Source organism: Pseudoalteromonas sp. T1lg10 (assembly GCF_002964545.1).
Classification (GTDB): domain Bacteria; phylum Pseudomonadota; class Gammaproteobacteria; order Enterobacterales; family Alteromonadaceae; genus Pseudoalteromonas.
On sequence record NZ_PQBV01000004.1, the window covers coordinates 507,289 to 528,373 of the forward strand.

Sequence of the window (21,085 nt, forward strand, 5' to 3'; positions counted from 1 at the left end):
CCTAAGTATTTGGCAGGCACTCTATTTATGTCTATGCAAACGCGTATTGAGGAAAAACTCAGCGCCGCCATTCCCTGCAAACATCTGCGGGTTGAAAATGAAAGCCATATGCATGCCCGTGGCAGCGAGTCCCATTTTAAGGTGGTGGTGGTCAGTGAGCAATTTACCGGTCAGCGGCTGCTGCAACGTCATCGCGCTATAAACGATATTTTGGCACAGGAGCTGCGTGAGCATATTCATGCGCTGGCTATCCATGCCTATACCCCCGAAGAGTTCAGCGAAAAGCAAGGGCAAGCCCCTGAGTCGCCGAGCTGTTTAGGCGGTTCTAAATTTGATAACTAAACACCCGGCGCGAGTCATCAGACCTGTGTAGTGAAGAATAGTCGCTACACTAGCGCTAATTTTTCGGCAAGATATGGAATTTTATCATGGTCATTAAGCCTAAAATCCGTGGATTTATATGCACTAACGCACACCCAGCAGGCTGTGCGGCACATGTACAACAACAAATAGAATATGTAAAAAGCCAAGGTGACTTGGGCCAGGGTCCAAAAAACGTTTTGGTCATTGGTTCATCAACAGGTTACGGCCTAGCATCTCGTATCGTATCGGCATTTGGCCATGGCGCTAAAACGCTGGGCGTGTTCTTTGAAAAAGAAGGCACAGAGAAGAAAACCGCCTCAGCAGGTTGGTACAACACTGCGGCCTTTCAACAGGCTGCCGACGAAGCTGGCATCTGGGCTAAGAACATCAATGGCGATGCGTTTTCTGATGAAATCAAGGCGCAAGCTATCGACACCATTAAGAATGAACTAGGTAAAGTAGACCTGGTTATTTACTCTTTGGCGTCACCGCGTCGTACCGACCCGAAAACAGGTGAAACTTACTCGTCAACGCTTAAGCCTATCGGTGAAAGCGTAACCACTAAAAACCTTAACACCTCAAAGCGTGTTATCGACGAAGTGAGCGTTGAAGCGGCCAGCGAAGAAGAAATTGCCAACACAGTTAAAGTGATGGGTGGTGAAGACTGGCAGCTGTGGATCGATGCTCTTAATGAAGCAGGTGTATTGGCGGACAACTTCAAAACTACTGCTTACACCTATATTGGTAAAGAGCTGACCTGGCCTATCTATGGTCACGCGACTATTGGTAAAGCCAAAGAAGACCTGGACCGTGCGGCACAAGAGATCAAAGCATCGACTGCTGCGTTATCTGGCGAAGCCTATGTAAGCTCACTGAATGCAGTAGTGACGCAGGCAAGCTCGGCTATTCCAATTATGCCTCTGTACATTTCAGCACTATTCAAAGTGATGAAAGCAGACGGTACCTATGAAGGCACCATCGAGCAAATTACCGCGCTGTTCAAAGAGAACCTGTACGGTGAAACACCACGCTTTGATGACGGCGGTCACCTGTTCCAGAACTACAAAGAGCTTGAAGACGATGTGCAGCAGCGCATACAGACTATTTGGGATACGGTTGATACCGATACCATAGACGAGCTGACCGACTACGTGGGTTACCACAAAGAGTTCTTACATCTATTCGGCTTTGATTTAGCCGGCGTTGACTATGACGCGGATGTGAACCCGGATGTGGCCATCAACAACCTGCTGTAATCGGGTTGTATCTGCTAAAAAAGCCAGTCTTAAGACTGGCTTTTTTGTATCTGGGTAACGGTGTTATGTGATTAATTAGCAATTAGTCACAATTGAACACGCGGAATTAAGACTTTGGTCTATATTGAAGTTTATTCATTCGAGAACGCCGCTGATCCTTGGATAATTTTTACTTTTTAACTCGCATAGTCGCCGTGAATGATGTTAAAATTCGGCAGATGTGTGACAAGTTCGCTGCGTTGCTTGAAACACTGGCTGACATAGGTGCTCTTTTATACCGTTTGTATTACTGATGTAGGTTGATAATTACTCATTTTGATGTTTTTAAAACGTCGTTAGGGGGAGTTGGCCTTACATTTACAACGCGGTTTGGTACCAGTCGGTCGATGCTAAGCGGCGCGGTTGGTGAGATTTTAAGTTTCTTTCCTTTAATGTAATGCAAGTGCGTATGATCAACATAAAAAAAGGTCTGGATCTACCGATAGAGGGCGCACCTCAGCAAGTTATTCATGACGGTCAACCCGTTAAACGAGTAGCTGTGCTAGGTGAAGAATACATCGGCATGCGTCCAACCATGCGAGTTCGTGTGGATGACCAAGTCAAAAAAGGCCAAGTTCTTTTTGAAGATAAAAAGAATCCTGGCGTAATCTACACTGCACCGGCTGCCGGCGTAGTAAAAGAAATCAACCGTGGTGCAAAACGTGTACTGCAATCAGTTGTTATTGAAGTTAATGGCACTGAGCAAGAAACGTTTGCCAAGTTCGACCAAAGCCAACTAGCAAGCCTAGATCGCGACACAGTTGTCGATCAACTTGTTAAGTCTGGTCAATGGACCGCACTACGTACTCGTCCTTTCAGCAAAGTTCCTGCGGTAGATGCTAAGCCTAGCTCAGTATTCGTAACTGCTATGGACACCAATCCGCTAGCCGCTGATCCAGTGGTTGTGATTGCCGAAAATGCTGATGCTTTCGAAGCCGGTCTGGCCGTGGTTTCACGCCTTACCGAAGGTAAAGTGTACGTATGTAAGAAAGCGGGCGCGCAAGTACCTAGCTCATCAGTTGCTTCTGTTGAAGTACATGAGTTTGGTGGCAAGCACCCAGCCGGTCTTGTTGGTACTCACATCCATCACCTAGATCCAGTATCTGCATCTAAGCAGGTTTGGCACCTAGGCTACCAGGACGTGATTGCTTTCGGTCAGCTTTTCCTAACTGGCGAAATTTACACAGATCGTGTGATTTCTTTAGCCGGTCCTCGCGTTAAAAACCCGCGCCTAGTTAAGACCCACATGGGTGCTGCACTAGACGATTTAGTTGCGGGCGAACTAGAAGACGGTGACAACCGTGTGATTTCTGGTTCTGTACTTTCTGGTACTAACGCCACTGGTCCACACGCCTTCCTAGGTCGCTACCACACGCAAGTGTCGGTACTGCTTGAAGGTCGTGAGAAGGAACTATTTGGTTGGATTGCACCAGGTAGCAACAAGTTCTCTGTAACACGCACCTTCCTTGGTCACCTTGCACCAAGTCGTCTATTCAATATGACTACCTCTACAGGTGGTTCTAAGCGTGCCATGGTACCAATCGGTAACTATGAGCGTGTAATGCCGCTAGACATTTTGCCTACGCTACTGCTACGTGACCTGATTGCACGTGACTTAGACAGCGCAATTACCCTAGGCGCATTGGAGCTAGACGAAGAAGATTTAGCATTGTGTACCTTCGTTTGTCCTGGTAAATACGAGTACGGTTCAATCCTTCGTGAGTGCCTGACAACCATCGAGAAGGAAGGTTAAGATGGGCTTGAAGAAATTTTTAGAAGACATCGAACCGCATTTTGAACCTGGCGGTAAACACGAAAAATGGTATGCCCTGTATGAAGCAGCTGCGACTATTTTCTACACCCCGGGTCATGTAAACAAAGGCGGTACTCACGTTCGCGATAACATCGACCTAAAACGTATTATGATTTTAGTGTGGATGGCAACGTTCCCAGCCATGTTCTTTGGCATGTTCAACATTGGTCACCAAGCGGCTGACGCAATCGCGAACGGCTTTGCACTTGGCGATTCATGGCAAGTAGCTTTATTCCAACTGTTCGGTGGTGAACTAACCGCTGATTCGGGTTGGGGTGCGAAGATGTTCTACGGTGCCTGTTTCTTCCTACCTATCTACGCAGTCACTTTTGCTGTGGGTGGTTTCTGGGAAGTACTATTTGCATCGGTTCGTAAGCACGAAGTAAACGAAGGTTTCTTCGTAACCTCTGTGCTGTTCGCGCTAATCCTGCCGGCGACTATTCCACTTTGGCAAGTAGCCTTAGGTATTACCTTCGGTGTTGTTATTGCCAAAGAGGTATTCGGTGGTACTGGTCGTAACTTCCTAAACCCGGCACTAGCGGGTCGTGCTTTCCTGTTCTTCGCATACCCTGCGCAGATTTCAGGTGACACGGTATGGACAGCGGTTGACGGTTTCTCTGGTGCAACTTACCTAGGCCAAGCGGCTACAGGTGCATTGGATTACGCCAACATGGAACTTTGGTGGAATGCTTTCTACGGCTTCATTCAAGGTTCTGTAGGTGAGACCTCGACGCTAGCGCTTGCTATCGGTGGTTTATTCCTTATTTATGTGCGTATTGCTTCGTGGCGCATCGTACTAGGTACTTTCCTAGGTATGGTGGTTACATCAATGCTACTTAACTTCATCGGTTCTGAAACTAACGCAGCATTTGCTATGCCTTGGCATTGGCACCTAGTGCTGGGTGGCTTCGCCTTCGGTATGTTCTTTATGGCAACCGACCCGGTTTCAGCGTCATTCACCGATAAAGGTAAGTGGGCTTACGGTGCGTTAATTGGTTTCATGGTGGTAATGATCCGCGTAGTGAACCCTGCGTACCCAGAAGGCATGATGCTAGCAATCCTATTTGCTAACTTATTCGCGCCGCTATTCGACCACTTCGTAGCGCAGTCAAACATCAAGAGGAGATTGGCACGTGGCTAGTAAAAACGAATCAATCGGTAAAACGCTTGGTGTAGTAGTGTCACTATGTTTGGTGTGTGCGGTTATCGTATCGTTTGCATCAGTACAATTACGTCCACTACAGCAAGAAAACAAGCTTAAAGATATTCAAAGCAATATCCTGGCTGCAGCTGGTTTTGAAGGCGTTACAAACGTTCAATCTACGTTTGATGCAAACATCGAAACCCTAGTTGTTAATGTTGAAAGCGGCCAACAAGTGCAGTTTGACAACGAAGACGCTCGTAGCGCTTGGATTAAAGCGTACGATTTTGAGAAAAGTAAGTTCGATGCTGCAATGAGCATCAAGCTAACTAAAGCTCAAGATAAAGCGGGTATTCAACGTCGTACTACTGAAGCGCCGGTATACATTAGCCGCGCCGACGACGGCTCAGTAAACTCTATCATTCTACCTATCCAGGGCTACGGTCTTTGGGGTGTAATGTATGGTTTCCTAGCGCTAGAAAACGACGGTGAAACTGTTAAAAACCTTATCTTCTACAAGCACAATGAAACTCCAGGCCTGGGTGGCGAAATCCAAAACCCAACTTGGACGGCTCAGTGGCAAGAAAAAGAGCTTCCTATTGACCTAGTGAAAAGTGGCGCCAAGAATGCTCACCAAGTTGATGGTCTATCTGGTGCAACACTGACGTCTAACGGTGTTGATAACACGGTTGACTACTGGACTGGCGATCATGGCTTTGGTCCTTTCCTTGCGAAAGTACGTGAAGGAGCGTTGAAATAATGGCTGATACTAAAGAAATGAAGTCGGTTCTATTTGGACCTGTCTTCGCCAATAACCCAATCGCCCTGCAAGTACTAGGTATTTGTTCTGCGCTGGCGGTTACTTCAAGCTTGAAAAATGCCTTGATCATGTCAATCGCATTGACCTTGGTAACAGCCTTCTCAAGCTTGTTTATCTCGATGATCCGTAACCAGATCCCATCAAGCGTTCGTATTATCGTACAGATGACGATTATCGCTTCATTGGTAATCGTGGTTGACCAGGTGCTACAGGCCTTCTCTTATGCAACTGCAAAAGAGCTATCGGTATTCGTTGGTCTAATCATTACCAACTGTATCGTAATGGGTCGTGCCGAAGCATACGCAATGAAGTCACCGCCTTTGATGTCGTTCCTAGACGGTATTGGTAACGGTCTTGGCTACTCGGTAGTGCTACTGACTGTTGGTTTCATTCGTGAGCTATTCGGTAAAGGTTCACTATTCGATGTGGAAATCATTCCACTGGTGCAAAACGGTGGCTGGTACCAGCCTATGGGTCTATTGATCCTTCCACCAAGTGCATTCTTCATCATCGGTCTATTCATCTGGGTACTTCGTACCTATAAGAAAGACCAAGTAGAAGCGAAATAAGGGGCGAGTTGTGGAACAGTATCTTAACTTATTTGTTAAAGCGGTTTTCATTGAAAACCTTGCGCTTGCCTTCTTCTTGGGTATGTGTACTTTCCTAGCTGTATCTAAGAAAGTAAAAACGTCACTAGGCCTAGGTATTGCGGTTATCTTCGTACTAGGTATTGCGGTACCGGTAAACCAAGTGGTTTATCACGCGGTATTGGCACCAGGCGCACTTGAGTGGTTGGGTTTCCCTGAAGCTGACTTAAGCTTCCTACGCTTCCTAACCTTCATCGGTGTTATTGCTGCCCTAGTACAAATTCTAGAGATGGCTCTGGATAAGTTCTTCCCGCCGCTATACAACGCGCTGGGCATCTTCCTACCATTGATCACGGTAAACTGTGCGATTTTCGGTGCGGTATCCTTCATGGTAGAGCGTAACTACAACTTCGGTGAGTCAGTGGTTTTCGGCCTGGGCTCAGGTGTGGGTTGGGCACTGGCAATCACTTTGCTTGCTGGTATCCGTGAGAAGATGAAGTATTCAGACGTGCCAGACGGTCTGCGTGGTCTAGGTATTACCTTTATCACAGTAGGTCTTATGGTTCTTGGCTTTATGTCATTCTCTGGTATTTCACTATAAGGTAGCGAGGAGAAATCATGCTTGAGGTATATTTAGGCGTAGGTGTATTCGTCGCTATCGTGGTTATCTTGGTTTTAGTTATTATTGCAGCTAAATCTAAGCTAGTACCCACAGGTGACGTCACCATTGGGATCAATGGCGATCCTGAGAAAGCAATTAAAACTTCACCGGGTAGCAAGCTACTTGGTGCACTAGCAGATGCCGGTATTTTCGTATCGTCTGCTTGTGGTGGCGGTGGCTCATGTGGCCAGTGTCGCGTAGATGTGAAATCGGGTGGTGGTGATATCCTACCGACCGAGCTTGACCACATCTCTAAAGGTGAAGCCCGTCATGGCTGTCGTCTAGCGTGTCAGGTTGCCGTTAAAGGCGACATGGAAATTGAACTTGAAGAGTCTATCTTCGGTATCAAGAAGTGGGAATGTTCTGTTATCTCTAACGATAACAAGGCAACCTTCATTAAAGAACTGAAACTAGCTATCCCTGAAGGTGAGGTTGTACCTTTCCGTGCCGGTGGTTACATTCAGATCGAAGCGCCTGCTCACCATGTTAAATACGCTGACTTCGATATTCCTGAAGAATATCGTGCAGACTGGGATCGTTTTGGCTTCTTCAAACTAGAGTCAAAAGTTGACGAAGAAACAATCCGTGCGTACTCAATGGCTAACTACCCAGAAGAGTTCGGCATCATTATGCTTAACGTACGTATTGCGACTCCGCCGCCAAACAACCTAAGCCTACCTTGCGGTAAGATGTCTTCATACATCTGGTCGCTTAAAGCAGGTGACAAGGTAACTATTTCTGGTCCATTCGGTGAATTCTTCGCCAAAGACACAGACGCAGAAATGGTATTCGTAGGTGGTGGTGCAGGTATGGCACCTATGCGTTCACACATTTTCGACCAGCTTAAGCGTCTTAACTCTAAGCGTAAGATGAGCTTCTGGTACGGTGCACGTTCTAAGCGCGAAATGTTCTATGTAGAAGATTTCGACGGCCTGGCTGCTGAAAACGATAACTTCGTATGGCACGTAGCCCTTTCAGATCCTCAACCAGAGGACAACTGGGAAGGTTACACTGGCTTTATCCACAACGTATTGTATGACAACTATCTGAAGGACCACGACGCGCCTGAAGATTGTGAGTTCTACATGTGTGGACCACCTATGATGAACGCGGCCGTTATCAACATGCTTAAAGATTTAGGTGTTGAAGACGAGAACATCCTACTGGATGACTTCGGCGGCTAATTTAACGATGTATATTCGTTAACATTAGGTATAAGGGCTTCCTAGCTAAGGTTAGGGAGCCTTTTCTTTTTTCTCACGCGAGTATTACAGATGAAACCTATTCTACGTGTCACGGCCTTAGTGATTTTCGCCCTTACCTTTGGCCTACTTAGCGGCTGTGATAAGGCCGGTGAGCCCGATCAGCAAGAGTTACTGCTGCATGGTAAAACCATGGGCACTACCTATAACATCAAGCTGTATGCCACCGGCGAGCATTTGGCAGCGCTGAATCTTCATGGCGACATAGAGCAGGCCTTAAAAGCCGTGAATCAGTCCATGTCGACCTATATACCCGACTCGGAAATCAACCAGTTTAACCGCTTGAGCGCGGGAGAGGTGATGGCCATCAGTGCGGACTTTCGCACCGTGACGGCGGAGTCTATCCGTTTGGGCTTCTCTACCAAGACCCTGGATGTGACCATGGGCCCGCTGATTGACCTCTGGGGCTTTGGCCCGGATAAGCGCCCGACCCAGCGACCTACGCAGGCTGAGCTTGATGCCATGGTCGCCAATATCGGCGTTGATAAGCTGACCCTGAACGAGCAGGGCTTAGCTAAGTCGGTAGACGGTTTGGAGCTGAGCTTTTCGGCGACCGCCAAAGGTTTCGGTATAGATAAGGTGGCAGACTTACTTGAGCGCCAAGGCATAGCCAACTATATGGTTGAGATTGGCGGCGAGATGCGTATTGCCGGGCACAAACCGGGGAACAAGCCTTGGGTGATTGCCATTGAGCAACCGGATGCACCAAAGGGTGAGCGTAAAATCCATCGTACCTTAGAGCCGGGCTCTATGGGCGTGGCGACCTCAGGTGATTATCGTATCTTCTATGAGATGGACGGCGAGGTATACACGCACTTGATTGACCCGCAAACCGGTATGCCGATTAAGCACGACCTGGTGTCTGTGACCGTGTTACACCCCAGTGCCATGACCGCCGACGGCCTGGCTACGGCGCTAACGGTAATGGGTACGGAGCGCGCTAAAGCCTATGCCGAGGCCAATAACCTACCCGTGTATTTGATCAGCAAAACATCGGAAGGTTTAAAAACCTATTCAAGTCCGGCGTTTAAGCCATATTTGTAGTCAGGTTAAAGCGGGCGTATAATAACGCCCGTGGCTGACTCAGCCGTTGATTGTCATTTTTAAGGGGCACAGACAATGCAGCTATTTCTTCTTACCTTTGGTCTGCTTTTGATTATTATCGCGGCGATGGCGGTAGGTGTTATCGTTCAACGCAAATCAATGGCCAGCAGCTGTGGTGGCCTGGGCTCTGTAGGCATAGAAAAAGCCTGTGACTGCGACGACCCGTGCGACAAGCGTAAAAAGCGCATGGCCAAAGAGCAAGCCTGGAAAGAGAATCAGATTCTGTAACCAGAGTTAGAAAAACCGCTTAAGTAAGCGGTTTTTTTGTGTCCGATGTTTAGCCAAGAATAATGTGCGGCACAAAGCGCGAGGTGTCCTTGGTGATGGGGCCATTATCCTCACGAATAGTCAGGCCACAGCTTTTATGACCCACCACCCAGGAGCCTATCAAGGTGTGGTTGCCGGCAAATACGGGCAGTGGGGCTAAGGCCTGGGTAATAAAGCCCTCACCGCCGTAGCTGCCACCCTGATGAACGCGACCCTTGCTGGGGTGTACCCAGGTGATGTTTTCTCCCTCACGGCTAAATAAGGGTTTGCTGACATAGCCTTGTTCGAGCCCTTCGCCTTCTTCCCCGGCAAAATAGCTGGGTAATAAATTGGGATGCCCGGGGAACATTTGCCAAAGCAGCGGTAAAATAGCCTTATTCGAGAGCACGGCCTTCCACGGCGGCTCCACAAACAGGGTATTCGTGCTTAACAGCTGTGGCGCGAATTCATCAAAAAACAGCTCTTCCCAGGGGTAAAGTTTAAATAACTGGGAGATTGGCGTGTCATCAAGGTCGGTAAGCTGGCCCCTGGCGTCTATGCCTATGTCCTCAATGGCCATTCTTATGGTTGGCATACCCCCCTGATAGGCGCAGTCTTGCAAATAGGCGACCGTGCCCTTGTCTTCCAGCGAATCGCGGCTGTGAACAAGGTGGATGGCATCCTGGTTGCTGAAGTGATTAAAGCGGCTGATCAAGGCTTCTTGGATGCTGTTGAATTGGTCAGCACGCCTTGGCAGTACGCCCCTGTCTACCTGTTGCTCCAGCCATAGCCATTGGAAAAAACCCGCCTCGTAGATGGAGGTGGGGGTGTCGGCATTGTATTCCAGCAGTTTAGCCGGGCCTGTGCCCTGATAACTAAAGTCCATGCGCCCATACAGGCTGGGCTCTTTGTTATGCCAACTGGTGGCGACAAAATCCCAAAAGCGCTCGGGCAGGGCAAACTTCTTTAGCCAGTATTCGTCCCGAACCACCTTATCGACCAATTCCAGGCACATCTGCTCGAGCTCGTTGGTCGGGTCTTCCAGGTCGTTTTCAATTTGCTTCAGGGTAAATTGATAATAGGCGCTCTCGTCCCAATACTTTTCGCCATCGATATTGCAGAACTCGAAGCCGAAGTAATCGGCCTGAGCGGCCAAGTCTGACCGCTCAGTGATGGGTTGGCGAAACATCTAACCACCAAAGCTGCTGCGAGATGCGGCGCGACGACCAAAACCACCGCGTGAACTGGTGACGGTTTTAGGCTTGCTTGAGTAGTGGATTTGCGATTTCTTCACCATGGTGGTGCCGCGGTTATTAACCGAGCCTATATAGCCATTGTTGGCATTACGGAAACTGAAAAAGTCATCGCGGGAGCGATACAGGGGCTTGGCGCCCGAGTAGTAGCTACCGCCCAGATAGGCGTACTTTTTACGCTTTTTCTTTTTCATCAGGTCGAGGCCTTCATCGACCGCCTCGGCCACCGCGGCTATCATAAAGCCGGCCATAATGGGGCGCCAGATACTGCCTTCCTGTTCGCATTGGTCAAAGCCAAAGTCGTTTTCACACAGGCCTTCGTTGACATACTTAGGCGCTTCCTCGGCGTGGTTGGCCAGGGCTTCCTGGTACTGCGCCTGGCACACGTCTTGCTCGACACCAAAGCTCATACAGTCTTCGGTATCGTTAAAGAGCAGAGCCGACTCGTCCGGATCGCCACAACCGCTAAGCCCTGCGGTGGCACCCAGCATCAGGGTCAGTTTTAATTTACTCGTCCTTTTCATAATCACCGCTCCTTAGTAGGTAATACAAGCGGCGTTAAGAATTCCGGTCGCCAGCGAGGCGATACCTAAAAAGGCTCCGGCGCTCATATGGCCGTTGGCAATTTTTTCAGACAATTTAGGCATATACAGGCGTACTAAGAAAAAGGTAATAAGCTGCATAACACCGGCAATGACACCCCAGATGGCGAAGTCAATAATGGATACCGAGTTCACCGCGGCACTGGCAACCGGCAGGGTAAAGCCAATAAAGGCACCGCTAAAGGCAGTTGCGGCGGCGGCATTGTTTTCCTTCATCAAAGTCCACTCACAGTGGGGGGTGACTAGGGTGTATAAAAACAAAAATGCCAAAACCAACAGGTAGCCAAGGCCAAAATACATCAAAAAGGGAATAAACCCTTGCATGGATTCCATGATCATAATTGCTGCTCTCACTGAGTCTATTTTATTGTTGTTCCACCGAGGCCGGCTGTACCAGCTCTCGGTGCAATAGCTTATCATCCCCGACATTAAGTTCAATAAGACGTTTTAAATGCGTGGCGCTATCTAAGTCAATGAGGATGCAGCGTAAACCAATATGCGGCTGTTCGATATCGGTGTCGGCTAGGGTAAAGCTCAGTTGCAGTTCTGCCCCTAGGCTGGGGTGGAAATTCTCTGGGTGGCTGATCAGGGCACCTGTAAGTGAGAGGTCGAGTAACTGGCTGGGGTAGAGATGTTGATGGTCGGTGACTAGAGTGGGGCGTTGAAACAGTACCCGGGTAAAGTGGCGACGCTCGTGCATAAACACTCCTAAAAAGCAGGGTATTTAGTCAGTGTAGTTGGCGACGGGCAATTTTGTCTATGAACAGGGGATACAAAAAAGCCCCATTGCTGGGGCTTTTGCAATTGGTTAATTAACCAATTTTCTTATATTTAATACGCTTAGGTTGTGCGGCATCGGCGCCCAGCGTTTTCTTCAACCAGGCTTCGTACTCTGTGTAGTTACCATCGAAGAAGTTGATCTGACCTTCGTCACGGTAATCCAGAATATGCGTAGCGATACGGTCAAGGAACCAACGGTCGTGGGAAATAACCATCACACAGCCTGGGAATTCTAGAATCGCATTCTCCAGGGCGCGCAGAGTTTCTACGTCCAGGTCGTTGGTAGGCTCATCCAGTAGCAAGACGTTGCCGCCCGCTTTAAGCAGCTTGGCAAGGTGTAAACGGTTACGCTCACCACCTGATAGGTCTTTTACAAACTTCTGCTGGTCATTGCCTTTAAAGTTAAAGCGACCCACGTAGGCACGGCTTGGGAATTCGAAGTTACCCACTTTTAGCACGTCCTGGCCGTCAGCGATTTCTTCAAATACGGTTTTGCTATCGTCCATATTGCCACGGAACTGATCCACTGTGGCCAGCTCTACGGTTTCACCAATAGTGATTTCACCGCTATCCGGCTGCTCATCGCCGCTTAGCATCTTAAACAGGGTTGATTTACCGGCACCGTTAGCACCGATAATGCCGACGATGGCACCCTTAGGCACGGTGAATTCCAGGTTGTCGATCAACTGACGATCGCCAAAACTCTTGTTCAGACCTTTAACCTCGATTACCTGATCGCCCAGGCGTGGACCCGGTGGAATAAACAGTTCATTGGTTTCGTTACGCTTTTGGTAATCGCTTTGCTGTAGCTCGGCGAACTGGGCCATACGCGCTTTAGACTTGGCCTGACGACCTTTAGGGTTTGAACGCACCCACTCAAGCTCTTGGGCAATTGATTTCTGGCGTGCTTTTTCCGCTTTTTGCTCTTGCTTCAAACGGGCATCTTTTTGCTCTAGCCAAGATGAGTAGTTGCCTTCCCATGGAATACCTTCACCACGGTCAAGCTCAAGGATCCAACCGGCAACGTTATCAAGGAAGTAACGGTCGTGGGTTACCGCCACTACTGTGCCTTCGTAATCATGCAGGAAGCGCTCCAACCAGGCCACAGATTCTGCATCCAGGTGGTTGGTCGGTTCGTCGAGAATAAGCATGTCTGGCTTTTCAAGTAGCAAACGACAAATCGCCACACGGCGTCGCTCACCACCGGAAAGATGTTCAACTTTTGCATCCCATGCAGGTAGACGAAGGGCATCGGCGGCACGCTCTAGAGCGTTGTCCAGGTTATGGCCGTCATGTGCCTGGATAATGGCTTCAAGTTCGCCTTGCTCTTTGGCTAGGGCATCAAAGTCCGCATCTTCCATGGCGTATTCGCCATAGACTTCATCAAGGCGGGTCAGGGCGTTTTTAACTTCGCTTACCGCTTCTTCAACCACTTCACGCACGGTTTTGCTTTCATCAAGTACCGGCTCCTGTGGCAGGTAACCAATTTTCACGCCCGGTTGAGGGTGAGCCTCACCTTCAAAATCTTTATCAACGCCGGCCATGATACGTAACAGGCTAGATTTACCCGAGCCGTTTAGACCAAGTACACCAATTTTTGCGCCAGGGAAAAAGTGCAGAGAAATGTCTTTTAGGATGGTGCGCTTAGGCGGCACAACCTTAGACACTCGACTCATCGAGAAAATAAACTTATCAGGTAAAACCATGAAAGGAACCTTTGCAATATGACTAAAATTATCAGCCGCTATTGTAGAGTCTCGGCTACGGAGCAGTCAACGCATAGGGCCTGATTTAGGAGGCCAGTATAGGTTTAAAATCCAGCTTGAAAATAGCGGAAATGAGTGATTGCTATGTCTGGTTTAGTACATACCCCAATCACTCCGATTCAAGTTAGAGTACTCGGGATAATTTACTCTGGCCACTTAAGACCTAGCCAATGGCTTGGTAACAGGTTATAGCCAATCGCTTTAGTGAACTCAGTTTGAGAAAAGTTACCGTCGGTTGTTTGAATAAATACAAACTCTTTGGTTACGTCGTTTATGGGGGTGTGATTTTCATAGGTATAAAAGTCTTGAAGTCCATCACCATTTATATCTCTGACAGCAAAGCCTAAGCCTGCGACATTAATTTCATCGGCGGTGTCTTTCTCGCTGTGATGACTAAAAGCGTTTTTGAATTTGCCATCACAACTTCCTTCCCAAACTTGAAAGTGATGTTGGTATAAATAATCTGTTGTATAGCTAATAAAATCTAAGCACTGGTCATTGTTGTAGTTAATAATTTCCATGCCAACCGTGGCTACCGCCCAGGCTCCCCCAAATTCTGGATCATTGCCTGCTGGGTTAGCTATATTGGTGGGTATTAAACTGGTGTTCGCAGAATATGAAAATTCTGTCCCGTTACCTGCTAAAAACACATGTGAGTTGCCAACTTGATTGCCACCGCCATCTTGCAGATCATTGCCGCTATTGGCGCCCATGATAACGTCGTCAAAACCATCTTTATTAAAGTCACCGGCCACACACCAGGTAAACGTAACCGCTGTTAAATCTTCTGGGTAGGCGTTGGGTTGCTCATTAAAATTGCCCTGCCCATCATTCAGCCAGAGGCGGGGAGCTTGTTGATAAACATTGACATCAAATATATCCACCGCTCCATCATTATTGAAATCAAGAGTGCATCCGCCATGCGTATAATCGGCTATATGATCAAATTGACCTGTGCTGATGAGATCACTGTTATCCGCTTGCAGCCAAATACTATTATTACCGCCAATTTCGTCGTTAGCGCCCCATTCGCGCCCATGGTTAGGAAGGTAAATATCGTCTAAGTTATCTTTATTGAAGTCACTAACTACAATGCGACGAGCAACCGCCGCAATATTTAATTCCTTGATAGTGTAGCCAGCTTTAGAATCGTAAATAAGGGCCGTAGCATTTTGGGAGGTGCCATTATTCATATCGCGGGTGATAATAATGTCCAAGTCACCATCACCCCCTAAATCGATATCGCCAAAATGATGCCATTCCAAATCTGGAATTGTTGATACTAGTTGAGATAGCTGCTCGTACGCTTCTTGCTGTGTTAAATCTATATCTCTTACCGACAGTGTCATTGATTTAGTTGTAGAAGCAATACCATCCGACACGCTCACTTCGAAGGTAAAGTTTGTGTCCTCATTAACTTCAGGTGCTATGAGTTGGAGTTCTGAACCTGTGACGGTATAAGTCAACTCATTGCCACCGGTTTGTGACCAAGTGTAGGTTAAGGCATCCCCATCGGCATCCGTTGCATCAGCCTTAATGCTCAGTGAAAGGCCCTCATCGGTGCTGATATCAGATAACCTAACCTTGGGGGCGGAGTTACTTGAGAGCGGAGGTGTTTCACTGTTGCTGCCGCCACCACCGCAGCCGCTGATCAGGGTGGAGAATAAACACAGGGAGGTGAGGAGCTTTAACTTAGGCATCAATTATTTCCTTGTAAACGATGTGACTCCACAAATGATAAGCGATTATTTAAGCTCATTATTTGAGAGGCCAGTAACAACTTTTTAACAGTCGCTAGTTTTACAAATCGATGTCTTTAAATTAAGGGGAAGACTTCCTAAAAAGACTAGGAAAACTTCTTAGGTAGCGGGAAGCTGTATTAGTAGGTGTGTGCCAGACCCTGAGCTATCTACTTGGAAACTTCCTTTTAGCGCCAAAGCTCTTTCTTCAATACCGAGCAAGCCAAAACCCCCATTGAACGCCTCCTTCCTCTTGGTTTCAAAGCCCTTGCCATCATCCTTCACCGAGAGTCGAAGCCGGTTTTGTTTAATAGATAAATCAACATAGACGTTATCTGCAGCGGCATGCTTGACTATGTTGTTAAAAGATTCCTGAATAATACGATAAATGGCAATTTTCTTATCTTCCGATAAGTTATCTAAGTCACTTGCAATATTTAAGTGGTAATTTATCCCGGCGCTATCAAGTAATTTAGTTAAGGACCTACCTTGTAAGGCTTTTTGCAAACCTAAATCATTGAGCTCTCGAGGGTGTAATAAAATGATCAGGCTGCGGGTAACGTTATACACCTTGTTCGATAGAGCGCGCAGATTGAGTGCAGACTGGAGTACTTTTTTATCCTTTGTGAGCTGCTCTAAGATGGTTATCTCCGTTCTTATCGCTGTTAAGGTTTGGCCAATATCGTCGTGTAATTCTGTTGATATTTTTTTACGCTCCAGCTCCTGGATCTCAACGACTTTTGTCGCGAGTAACTGGTTTTTCTTTGCTTGCTCTTTGTAGCGGGTATTTAATCTGTTAAGTGCTGAGTTTTGTTCCTGTAGCTTTGTATTTGCGCTTTTTTGTTGGGTGATTGCCGCGCCTAAAATGAGCGCCGTAAATGCAATGGTGATTAAATAGGCTTGGTTTTCAATGACCGAAATTGCTACATCTGTTCTCAGAGCGGTATACACAACTAAAATACACATAGCGAACACGCTTAAGGTGGCTCCCTTCCAGCCCCATTTATGAGATGCCGCTATCACGAAAGTCACCGAGAGTATTTTTATATAATATAAAGGTATTTGCTGGATGTTTAAGATGGCCAACAAGGATAGGGCAAGCGAAAATGAAATCTTAAAGATCCCTTTGTTAGTGATTTTTAAGGAAGGCTTTTTTTTACCGTAGAGCTCTACGAGCAAGATGCTCAGCGGCAAAATAAGCAGCACCCCAACAATATCGCCAAAGGCAAATGCAGTTGCGTTGAGCAGGTGCGTTTGAGTAAAGAGCTCAGTCTTAGGGATCGTCGCCAGCTCATTATGGTAAATCATGCTTGTGGTCAGTGTTACTGATGTCAGTGTGGCAGCGCAGATAGCACCCATAATTAACCCAAAGACCTGATGGGTTGTTTTTAATTCGGGCTTTCTATAAAGCTTTAAATAGAAGTGGCGGCGCATAAATAAAATAACGCGGGGAAAGTAGTAGCAATGAAATTACTTAAGGCGGGTATTTCGCCGCGTTCATTAGTTATTAGGATGATAGCGGTCCATTCGCCAATAATAATAGCCAGCCAATATCTTTTTGGCGCGAATAAAAAAGCCGCAAAGCGATAGCCAGCCGGTAAGAACCAGCTGGCGGTATTGTCAATTACTGCGAAGCTCACCGGTAGGTACCAGGAGTGATACCAAAGCGAAGAGTAAGCGACCGAGATAATAAAGAAAATACCCAAGTATCTATAACTTATTTTTTTCATTATTAATTGTACAATATTGAGCTTTGGGAGGTTATGGTGGTGGAGTTCATCCAGCTTAACCCATTCTTGGGTGTCTTTATAGAGGTTACGAAGAGGTAATCTATTGGGTAAACCTCTTAAACTGGTGGCGTTAAGTTGTTTACGGACCCCTCCTTAGTGTCAATAAAATTGTGTCTCTAGATCAGATGCGTTTTAATGGTGCTCTGGTATAAAAGGATTGCTTACATTCATGATTAATATCGCTCTCATAGATGATCACTCCATTGTCAGGGAAGGCTTCAAGCGCTTACTCGAGCTCAATGATACACATACCGTAACACTAGAGGCCTCGAGCTTTCAGGCGGCAGAGCAGAAGCTACCTCTTAGTACATTTGATATTGCTATTTTAGATATATCACTTCCGGATAAGAATGGGCTAGGTCTAATCCCCCTGATAAAGCGGTGCTCTCCGGAGGCTAAAATTATCGTTGTGAGCATGTACGATAACGACCCCTACGTCAGTGAAGCAATTAATCTTGGTGCAAATGCGTATTTATCCAAGCAAAACGCATCCGATGAAATAATCACGGCGATAAGGCGTACGCTAAACGGCGATAGTTATTTAGGTCAGGATATTATTAAAAATATCTATTATAACTCTCATAGTGATTCGACCAGCAAAGTGCAGAAGCTGACACAAAGAGAAAAGGATGTTTTTAACCTTTTAGCCATTGGTTACTCGGTAAAGTTAATAGCAAAAAAGTTAAATGTAGCGGTCAAGACGGTCCATGCCCATAAAAGCAATATTTATGAAAAGCTACAAATCACAGAGTCATATGAGCTGCTGAGACTGGCGATTAAAAGCCATTCCATAAAATTTGAAGAATTGTTAAGGGAATAGGTATTAATTTGCCAGTAGAATGCCGACGCCGGCTAGAGCTAAAACGCCGCCGAGGATCATGTTTGCGCTCACCGGCTCACGTTTAAAAAAGCCGAAGGTCATCACCATCAACGGGGCGGTGGCAAAGAGGGTTTGCGCTATGGCCGGGTCGGTGTATTTTATCGACGCTAACTGCAGCCACAGGCCGATAAAGGTGCCGAAGAATACCGCCACCAACAACCAATGCTTCTTATCTATGCCTTTTAAGCGGATTGCCTGATATAGGTCCGAGTGTTTGATCAGCGCCACCACCAAAGCCACGGTGAGGGTGCCCGATACCAGACGTATCATCGCCGCCCACAAACTACTCATTGACTCTAGGTTCATTGCTCCTTTGGACATCACCATGCCGGTGGCCTGGCACAGTGCCGCCAGCAGTGCTAAGGATACGCCGATTACATAATGACGCTTATCCAGGCTTGGTAAGGCATGCTGTGGCCGAATGGCAATCACCACCCCGACCGTGGTGACGATAATACCGACCCAAGCCAGTGTGGACAGGTAGTGTCCCAGCAACAGGATATTGAGTATGCCTGCCAAGGCGGGGGCAAGTGACTCTATGATCAGGGTACGCGCCGGACCAATATTGCGCAGGGCGCCAAAGTAGGCGCTGTCGCCGATGGCAATGCCAATAATGCCGCCGGCAATCAGCCAACCCCAGGCGGCTACTTGCTGCGGGATGTTAGAGTCTGCGGTGATAACAATTGCTGCGACCATCATCAGTGACGCCAGCAAGCCCTTGCTGACATTGAGCTGTAAGGGTGAAAGGTGATGGCTAAAGGTTTTGTAGAGCAGGGTTGAAAACGCCCAGACAATGGCGGCACAGATTGCTGCTAATTCTCCTAATCCCACCTTGGGTCCCTTATACTTAATTCGACGCGCGGCATTATGGCAAGGGAGAGCCGCGCTGTAAAATTTATATGGACGTCTAAACATCTAGAGGTTGATATTTCCAGTGGGAGGGTCATAATAGCCCTTCTAATATTTGCATTGGAGTTCACTATGCCTATTACGGTTCAGGATGCGTTGCCAGCGATTTCGCAATTGCGCCAAGAAAATGTCTTTGTGATGCCGAAAAGTCGTGCCAGCACGCAGGAGATCAGGCCTATGCGTTTGGCCATATTGAACCTGATGCCGAATAAGGTGGAAACGGAAGTGCAGTTTATTCGCTTGCTGGCCAACACCCCCTTGCAGGTCAACGTGGACTTACTGCGTCTTGATACCCATAGATCCAGCGCCAACTCCGAGCAGCACCTGGACATGTTTTATCGCTATTTCAGCGACGTTAAAGACACTAACTATGATGCAGTGATCATCACAGGCGCGCCGCTGGCCCATCTTGAATATGATGAGGTAGGCTATTGGCAGGAATTACAGGAGTTTTTCGAGTGGGCCGAGCATCATGTCACCTCGACCCTGTTTAGCTGTTGGGCCGCTCATGCCGGTTTGTATCATCACTACGGTTTGAAACGTGAACTCCAGGCCAACAAACTATGCGGTGTGTTTGAACACCAGTGTTATTTCGACCACGGCGCGCTCACCCGCGGTTTTGACGACCGTTTCTTGGTGCCACACTCGCGCTACGGTCATATCGATATCAATAAAATTGCCGCGCGCGAAGATCTTGTGGTGCTTGCCGGCTCAGAGGAAGTGGGTGCCTACTTACTTAAAAACCAAAGCGGCTCGCAGGTGTACCTGACCGGGCACCCGGAATACGACGCCGATACCTTGCAAAAAGAGTATCAACGCGATGTCGACAAGGGCCTGGATGTGGATAAACCGAAAAACTATTTTCCCGAGGATAACCCGGCCTTAAAACCGTCGAAAACCTGGCAAAGCCATGCCTTCTTGTTATTTTCCAATTGGCTAAACTACTACGTGTATCAAACCACGCCCTATGATATTAATCTGGTGAGCCAGGATGTAAGGACAGATAATTATGCCGAATAAACGTCACGCCCTCGAAGCGGCCCTCAAGCAGCGTATTTTAATTCTCGATGGCGCCATGGGCACCATGATCCAAAAACATAAGTTTGAGGAAAACGACTATCGCGGCGAGCGCTTTAAAGACTGGCATGTGCTGGTGAAGGGCAACAACGATTTGTTAAGCCTGACGCAACCCGAGGTGATCGCGCAAATCCATCGCGAATACCTTGAGGCCGGTGCGGATATTATAGAAACCAACACCTTTAACGCCACCACCATTTCCATGGAAGACTACGACATGGCAAGCCTTAGCCGCGAGATTAATCTCGAGTCGGCGCGCTTAGCCCGCAAGGTGGCCGATGAATTTACCGCCAAGGAGCCAAATAAACCGCGCTACGTGGCCGGTGTGCTTGGGCCCACGTCCAAGACCTGCTCTATCTCGCCGGACGTGAACGACCCGGGTTATCGTAATATTACCTTCGATAAACTGGTTGAGGCCTATATCGAGTCAACTTTGGCGCTGATGGAAGGCGGTGCCGACCTGATCTTGATCGAAACCATTTTTGATACCCTCAATGCCAAGGCCGCGGCCTTTGCGGTGGAAGAAGCCTTCGAGCAGGCCGGCACCAGTTTGCCTGTGATGATCTCCGGCACCATTACCGATGCCTCGGGCCGCACCCTGTCGGGACAAACCACAGAGGCTTTCTATAACTCCATTCGTCATATTAAGCCGCTTTCCATCGGCCTTAATTGCGCCTTAGGCCCGGATCTGCTGCGCCAGTACGTGGAGGAGCTATCCACCGTATGTGAAACCTTTACCTCGGTGCACCCCAATGCCGGTTTGCCCAACGAGTTCGGCGAGTACGATCTGGAAGCCGAAGAAATGGCCCAGGAGATCATCGACTGGGGCGAGCAGGGCTTTATCAATATCGTTGGTGGCTGCTGTGGTACCACGCCCGAGCATATTAAAGCTTTTAGCGACGGCTTAAAGAACACCGCACCACGAGCGCTCCCCGAGCTGCCGGTGCGCATGCGTCTCAGTGGCCTTGAAGCCTGTAACTTGAATTAAGGGGCTATC

22 protein-coding genes are annotated in these 21,085 nt (G+C 47.8%); 13 read left to right on the plus strand and 9 right to left on the minus strand.

Annotation, left to right across the window (positions count from 1 at the left end; all coding sequences use genetic code 11):
* Positions 1 to 27 precede the first annotated feature (27 nt).
* The 10 genes from C2M17_RS04710 to nqrM all read left to right on the plus strand — a co-directional run bounded on the left by C2M17_RS04710 (position 28) and on the right by nqrM (position 9,274).
* Entirely contained in the window at positions 28 to 342 is a 315-nt protein-coding gene (locus C2M17_RS04710) for a BolA family protein (RefSeq protein WP_105199694.1), read from the plus strand.
* Between the two features lie 86 nt (positions 343 to 428).
* Positions 429 to 1,619, plus strand: coding sequence for an enoyl-ACP reductase FabV (gene fabV / locus C2M17_RS04715; RefSeq protein WP_105199695.1), 1,191 nt, complete (start codon positions 429 to 431; stop codon positions 1,617 to 1,619).
* 448 nt (positions 1,620 to 2,067) lie between these two features.
* A complete protein-coding gene (locus C2M17_RS04720) occupies positions 2,068 to 3,411 on the plus strand; it encodes a Na(+)-translocating NADH-quinone reductase subunit A (RefSeq protein WP_105199696.1) in 1,344 nt (447 codons plus the stop codon).
* A 1-nt stretch (position 3,412) separates the two neighbouring features.
* Complete coding sequence (locus tag C2M17_RS04725; RefSeq protein ID WP_105199697.1) at positions 3,413 to 4,612, plus strand: NADH:ubiquinone reductase (Na(+)-transporting) subunit B; 1,200 nt, start codon at positions 3,413 to 3,415, stop codon at positions 4,610 to 4,612.
* A complete protein-coding gene (locus C2M17_RS04730; RefSeq protein WP_105199698.1) occupies positions 4,605 to 5,372 on the plus strand; it encodes a Na(+)-translocating NADH-quinone reductase subunit C in 768 nt (255 codons plus the stop codon). Before C2M17_RS04725 ends, C2M17_RS04730 begins: the two co-directional genes overlap by 8 nt.
* Positions 5,372 to 6,001, plus strand: a complete 630-nt coding sequence (locus tag C2M17_RS04735; protein ID WP_105199699.1) for an NADH:ubiquinone reductase (Na(+)-transporting) subunit D — start codon at positions 5,372 to 5,374, stop codon at positions 5,999 to 6,001. The genes C2M17_RS04730 and C2M17_RS04735 overlap by 1 nt, the downstream gene beginning before the upstream one ends.
* Positions 6,002 to 6,011: 10 nt before the next feature.
* Entirely contained in the window at positions 6,012 to 6,620 is a 609-nt protein-coding gene (gene nqrE, locus C2M17_RS04740; protein WP_105199700.1) for an NADH:ubiquinone reductase (Na(+)-transporting) subunit E, read from the plus strand.
* Between the two features lie 17 nt (positions 6,621 to 6,637).
* Positions 6,638 to 7,864: an NADH:ubiquinone reductase (Na(+)-transporting) subunit F gene (gene nqrF / locus C2M17_RS04745; protein WP_105199701.1), complete on the plus strand. Its 1,227-nt coding sequence runs from the start codon at positions 6,638 to 6,640 to the stop codon at positions 7,862 to 7,864.
* 90 nt (positions 7,865 to 7,954) lie between these two features.
* Positions 7,955 to 8,986 (plus strand): FAD:protein FMN transferase, encoded by a 1,032-nt coding sequence (locus tag C2M17_RS04750; RefSeq protein ID WP_105199702.1) that lies wholly within the window; start codon positions 7,955 to 7,957, stop codon positions 8,984 to 8,986.
* 75 nt (positions 8,987 to 9,061) lie between these two features.
* Entirely contained in the window at positions 9,062 to 9,274 is a 213-nt protein-coding gene (gene nqrM / locus C2M17_RS04755; protein WP_105199703.1) for a (Na+)-NQR maturation NqrM, read from the plus strand.
* 49 nt (positions 9,275 to 9,323) lie between these two features.
* On the opposite strand, the gene C2M17_RS04760 is transcribed toward nqrM, so the two are convergent.
* From C2M17_RS04760 to C2M17_RS04795, 8 genes are all read right to left on the minus strand, one after another.
* Complete coding sequence (locus tag C2M17_RS04760) at positions 9,324 to 10,481, minus strand: glutathionylspermidine synthase family protein (protein ID WP_105199704.1); 1,158 nt, start codon at positions 10,479 to 10,481, stop codon at positions 9,324 to 9,326.
* On the minus strand, positions 10,482 to 11,069 hold the full coding sequence (locus C2M17_RS04765; protein ID WP_105199705.1) for a DUF1190 domain-containing protein: 588 nt from the start codon (positions 11,067 to 11,069) through the stop codon (positions 10,482 to 10,484). It lies immediately after the preceding gene.
* Positions 11,070 to 11,081: 12 nt separating this feature from the next.
* On the minus strand, positions 11,082 to 11,486 hold the full coding sequence (locus C2M17_RS04770; protein WP_105199706.1) for a DUF350 domain-containing protein: 405 nt from the start codon (positions 11,484 to 11,486) through the stop codon (positions 11,082 to 11,084).
* A 25-nt stretch (positions 11,487 to 11,511) separates the two neighbouring features.
* Entirely contained in the window at positions 11,512 to 11,847 is a 336-nt protein-coding gene (locus C2M17_RS04775) for a PilZ domain-containing protein (protein WP_105199707.1), read from the minus strand.
* 112 nt (positions 11,848 to 11,959) lie between these two features.
* The gene (gene ettA, locus C2M17_RS04780; protein WP_105199708.1) at positions 11,960 to 13,633 is read right to left on the minus strand and encodes an energy-dependent translational throttle protein EttA; all 1,674 of its coding nucleotides are present in this window, start codon (positions 13,631 to 13,633) and stop codon (positions 11,960 to 11,962) included.
* Positions 13,634 to 13,836: 203 nt separating this feature from the next.
* Positions 13,837 to 15,393 (minus strand): FG-GAP repeat domain-containing protein, encoded by a 1,557-nt coding sequence (locus C2M17_RS04785; protein ID WP_105199709.1) that lies wholly within the window; start codon positions 15,391 to 15,393, stop codon positions 13,837 to 13,839.
* Positions 15,394 to 15,552: 159 nt separating this feature from the next.
* A complete protein-coding gene (locus C2M17_RS04790) occupies positions 15,553 to 16,791 on the minus strand; it encodes a histidine kinase (protein ID WP_158683976.1) in 1,239 nt (412 codons plus the stop codon).
* Between the two features lie 53 nt (positions 16,792 to 16,844).
* Positions 16,845 to 17,162, minus strand: coding sequence for a hypothetical protein (locus tag C2M17_RS04795; protein WP_105199711.1), 318 nt, complete (start codon positions 17,160 to 17,162; stop codon positions 16,845 to 16,847).
* Positions 17,163 to 17,391: 229 nt separating this feature from the next.
* Here C2M17_RS04795 and C2M17_RS04800 point away from each other — a divergent pair, with 229 nt between their 5' ends.
* Positions 17,392 to 18,042 carry a response regulator transcription factor gene (locus C2M17_RS04800; protein WP_105199712.1) on the plus strand — a complete coding sequence of 217 codons (651 nt, stop codon included), beginning with the start codon at positions 17,392 to 17,394 and terminating at the stop codon, positions 18,040 to 18,042.
* Positions 18,043 to 18,045: 3 nt separating this feature from the next.
* Here C2M17_RS04800 and C2M17_RS04805 read toward each other — a convergent pair whose 3' ends face one another.
* Complete coding sequence (locus tag C2M17_RS04805; protein WP_233997913.1) at positions 18,046 to 18,933, minus strand: DMT family transporter; 888 nt, start codon at positions 18,931 to 18,933, stop codon at positions 18,046 to 18,048.
* 150 nt (positions 18,934 to 19,083) lie between these two features.
* On the opposite strand from C2M17_RS04805, the gene C2M17_RS04810 reads away from it, so the two are divergent.
* Positions 19,084 to 20,031 carry a homoserine O-succinyltransferase gene (locus C2M17_RS04810; RefSeq protein WP_105199714.1) on the plus strand — a complete coding sequence of 316 codons (948 nt, stop codon included), beginning with the start codon at positions 19,084 to 19,086 and terminating at the stop codon, positions 20,029 to 20,031.
* A complete protein-coding gene (locus C2M17_RS04815) occupies positions 20,021 to 21,076 on the plus strand; it encodes a homocysteine S-methyltransferase family protein (protein ID WP_105199715.1) in 1,056 nt (351 codons plus the stop codon). Before C2M17_RS04810 ends, C2M17_RS04815 begins: the two co-directional genes overlap by 11 nt.
* Positions 21,077 to 21,085: the final 9 nt, after the last annotated feature.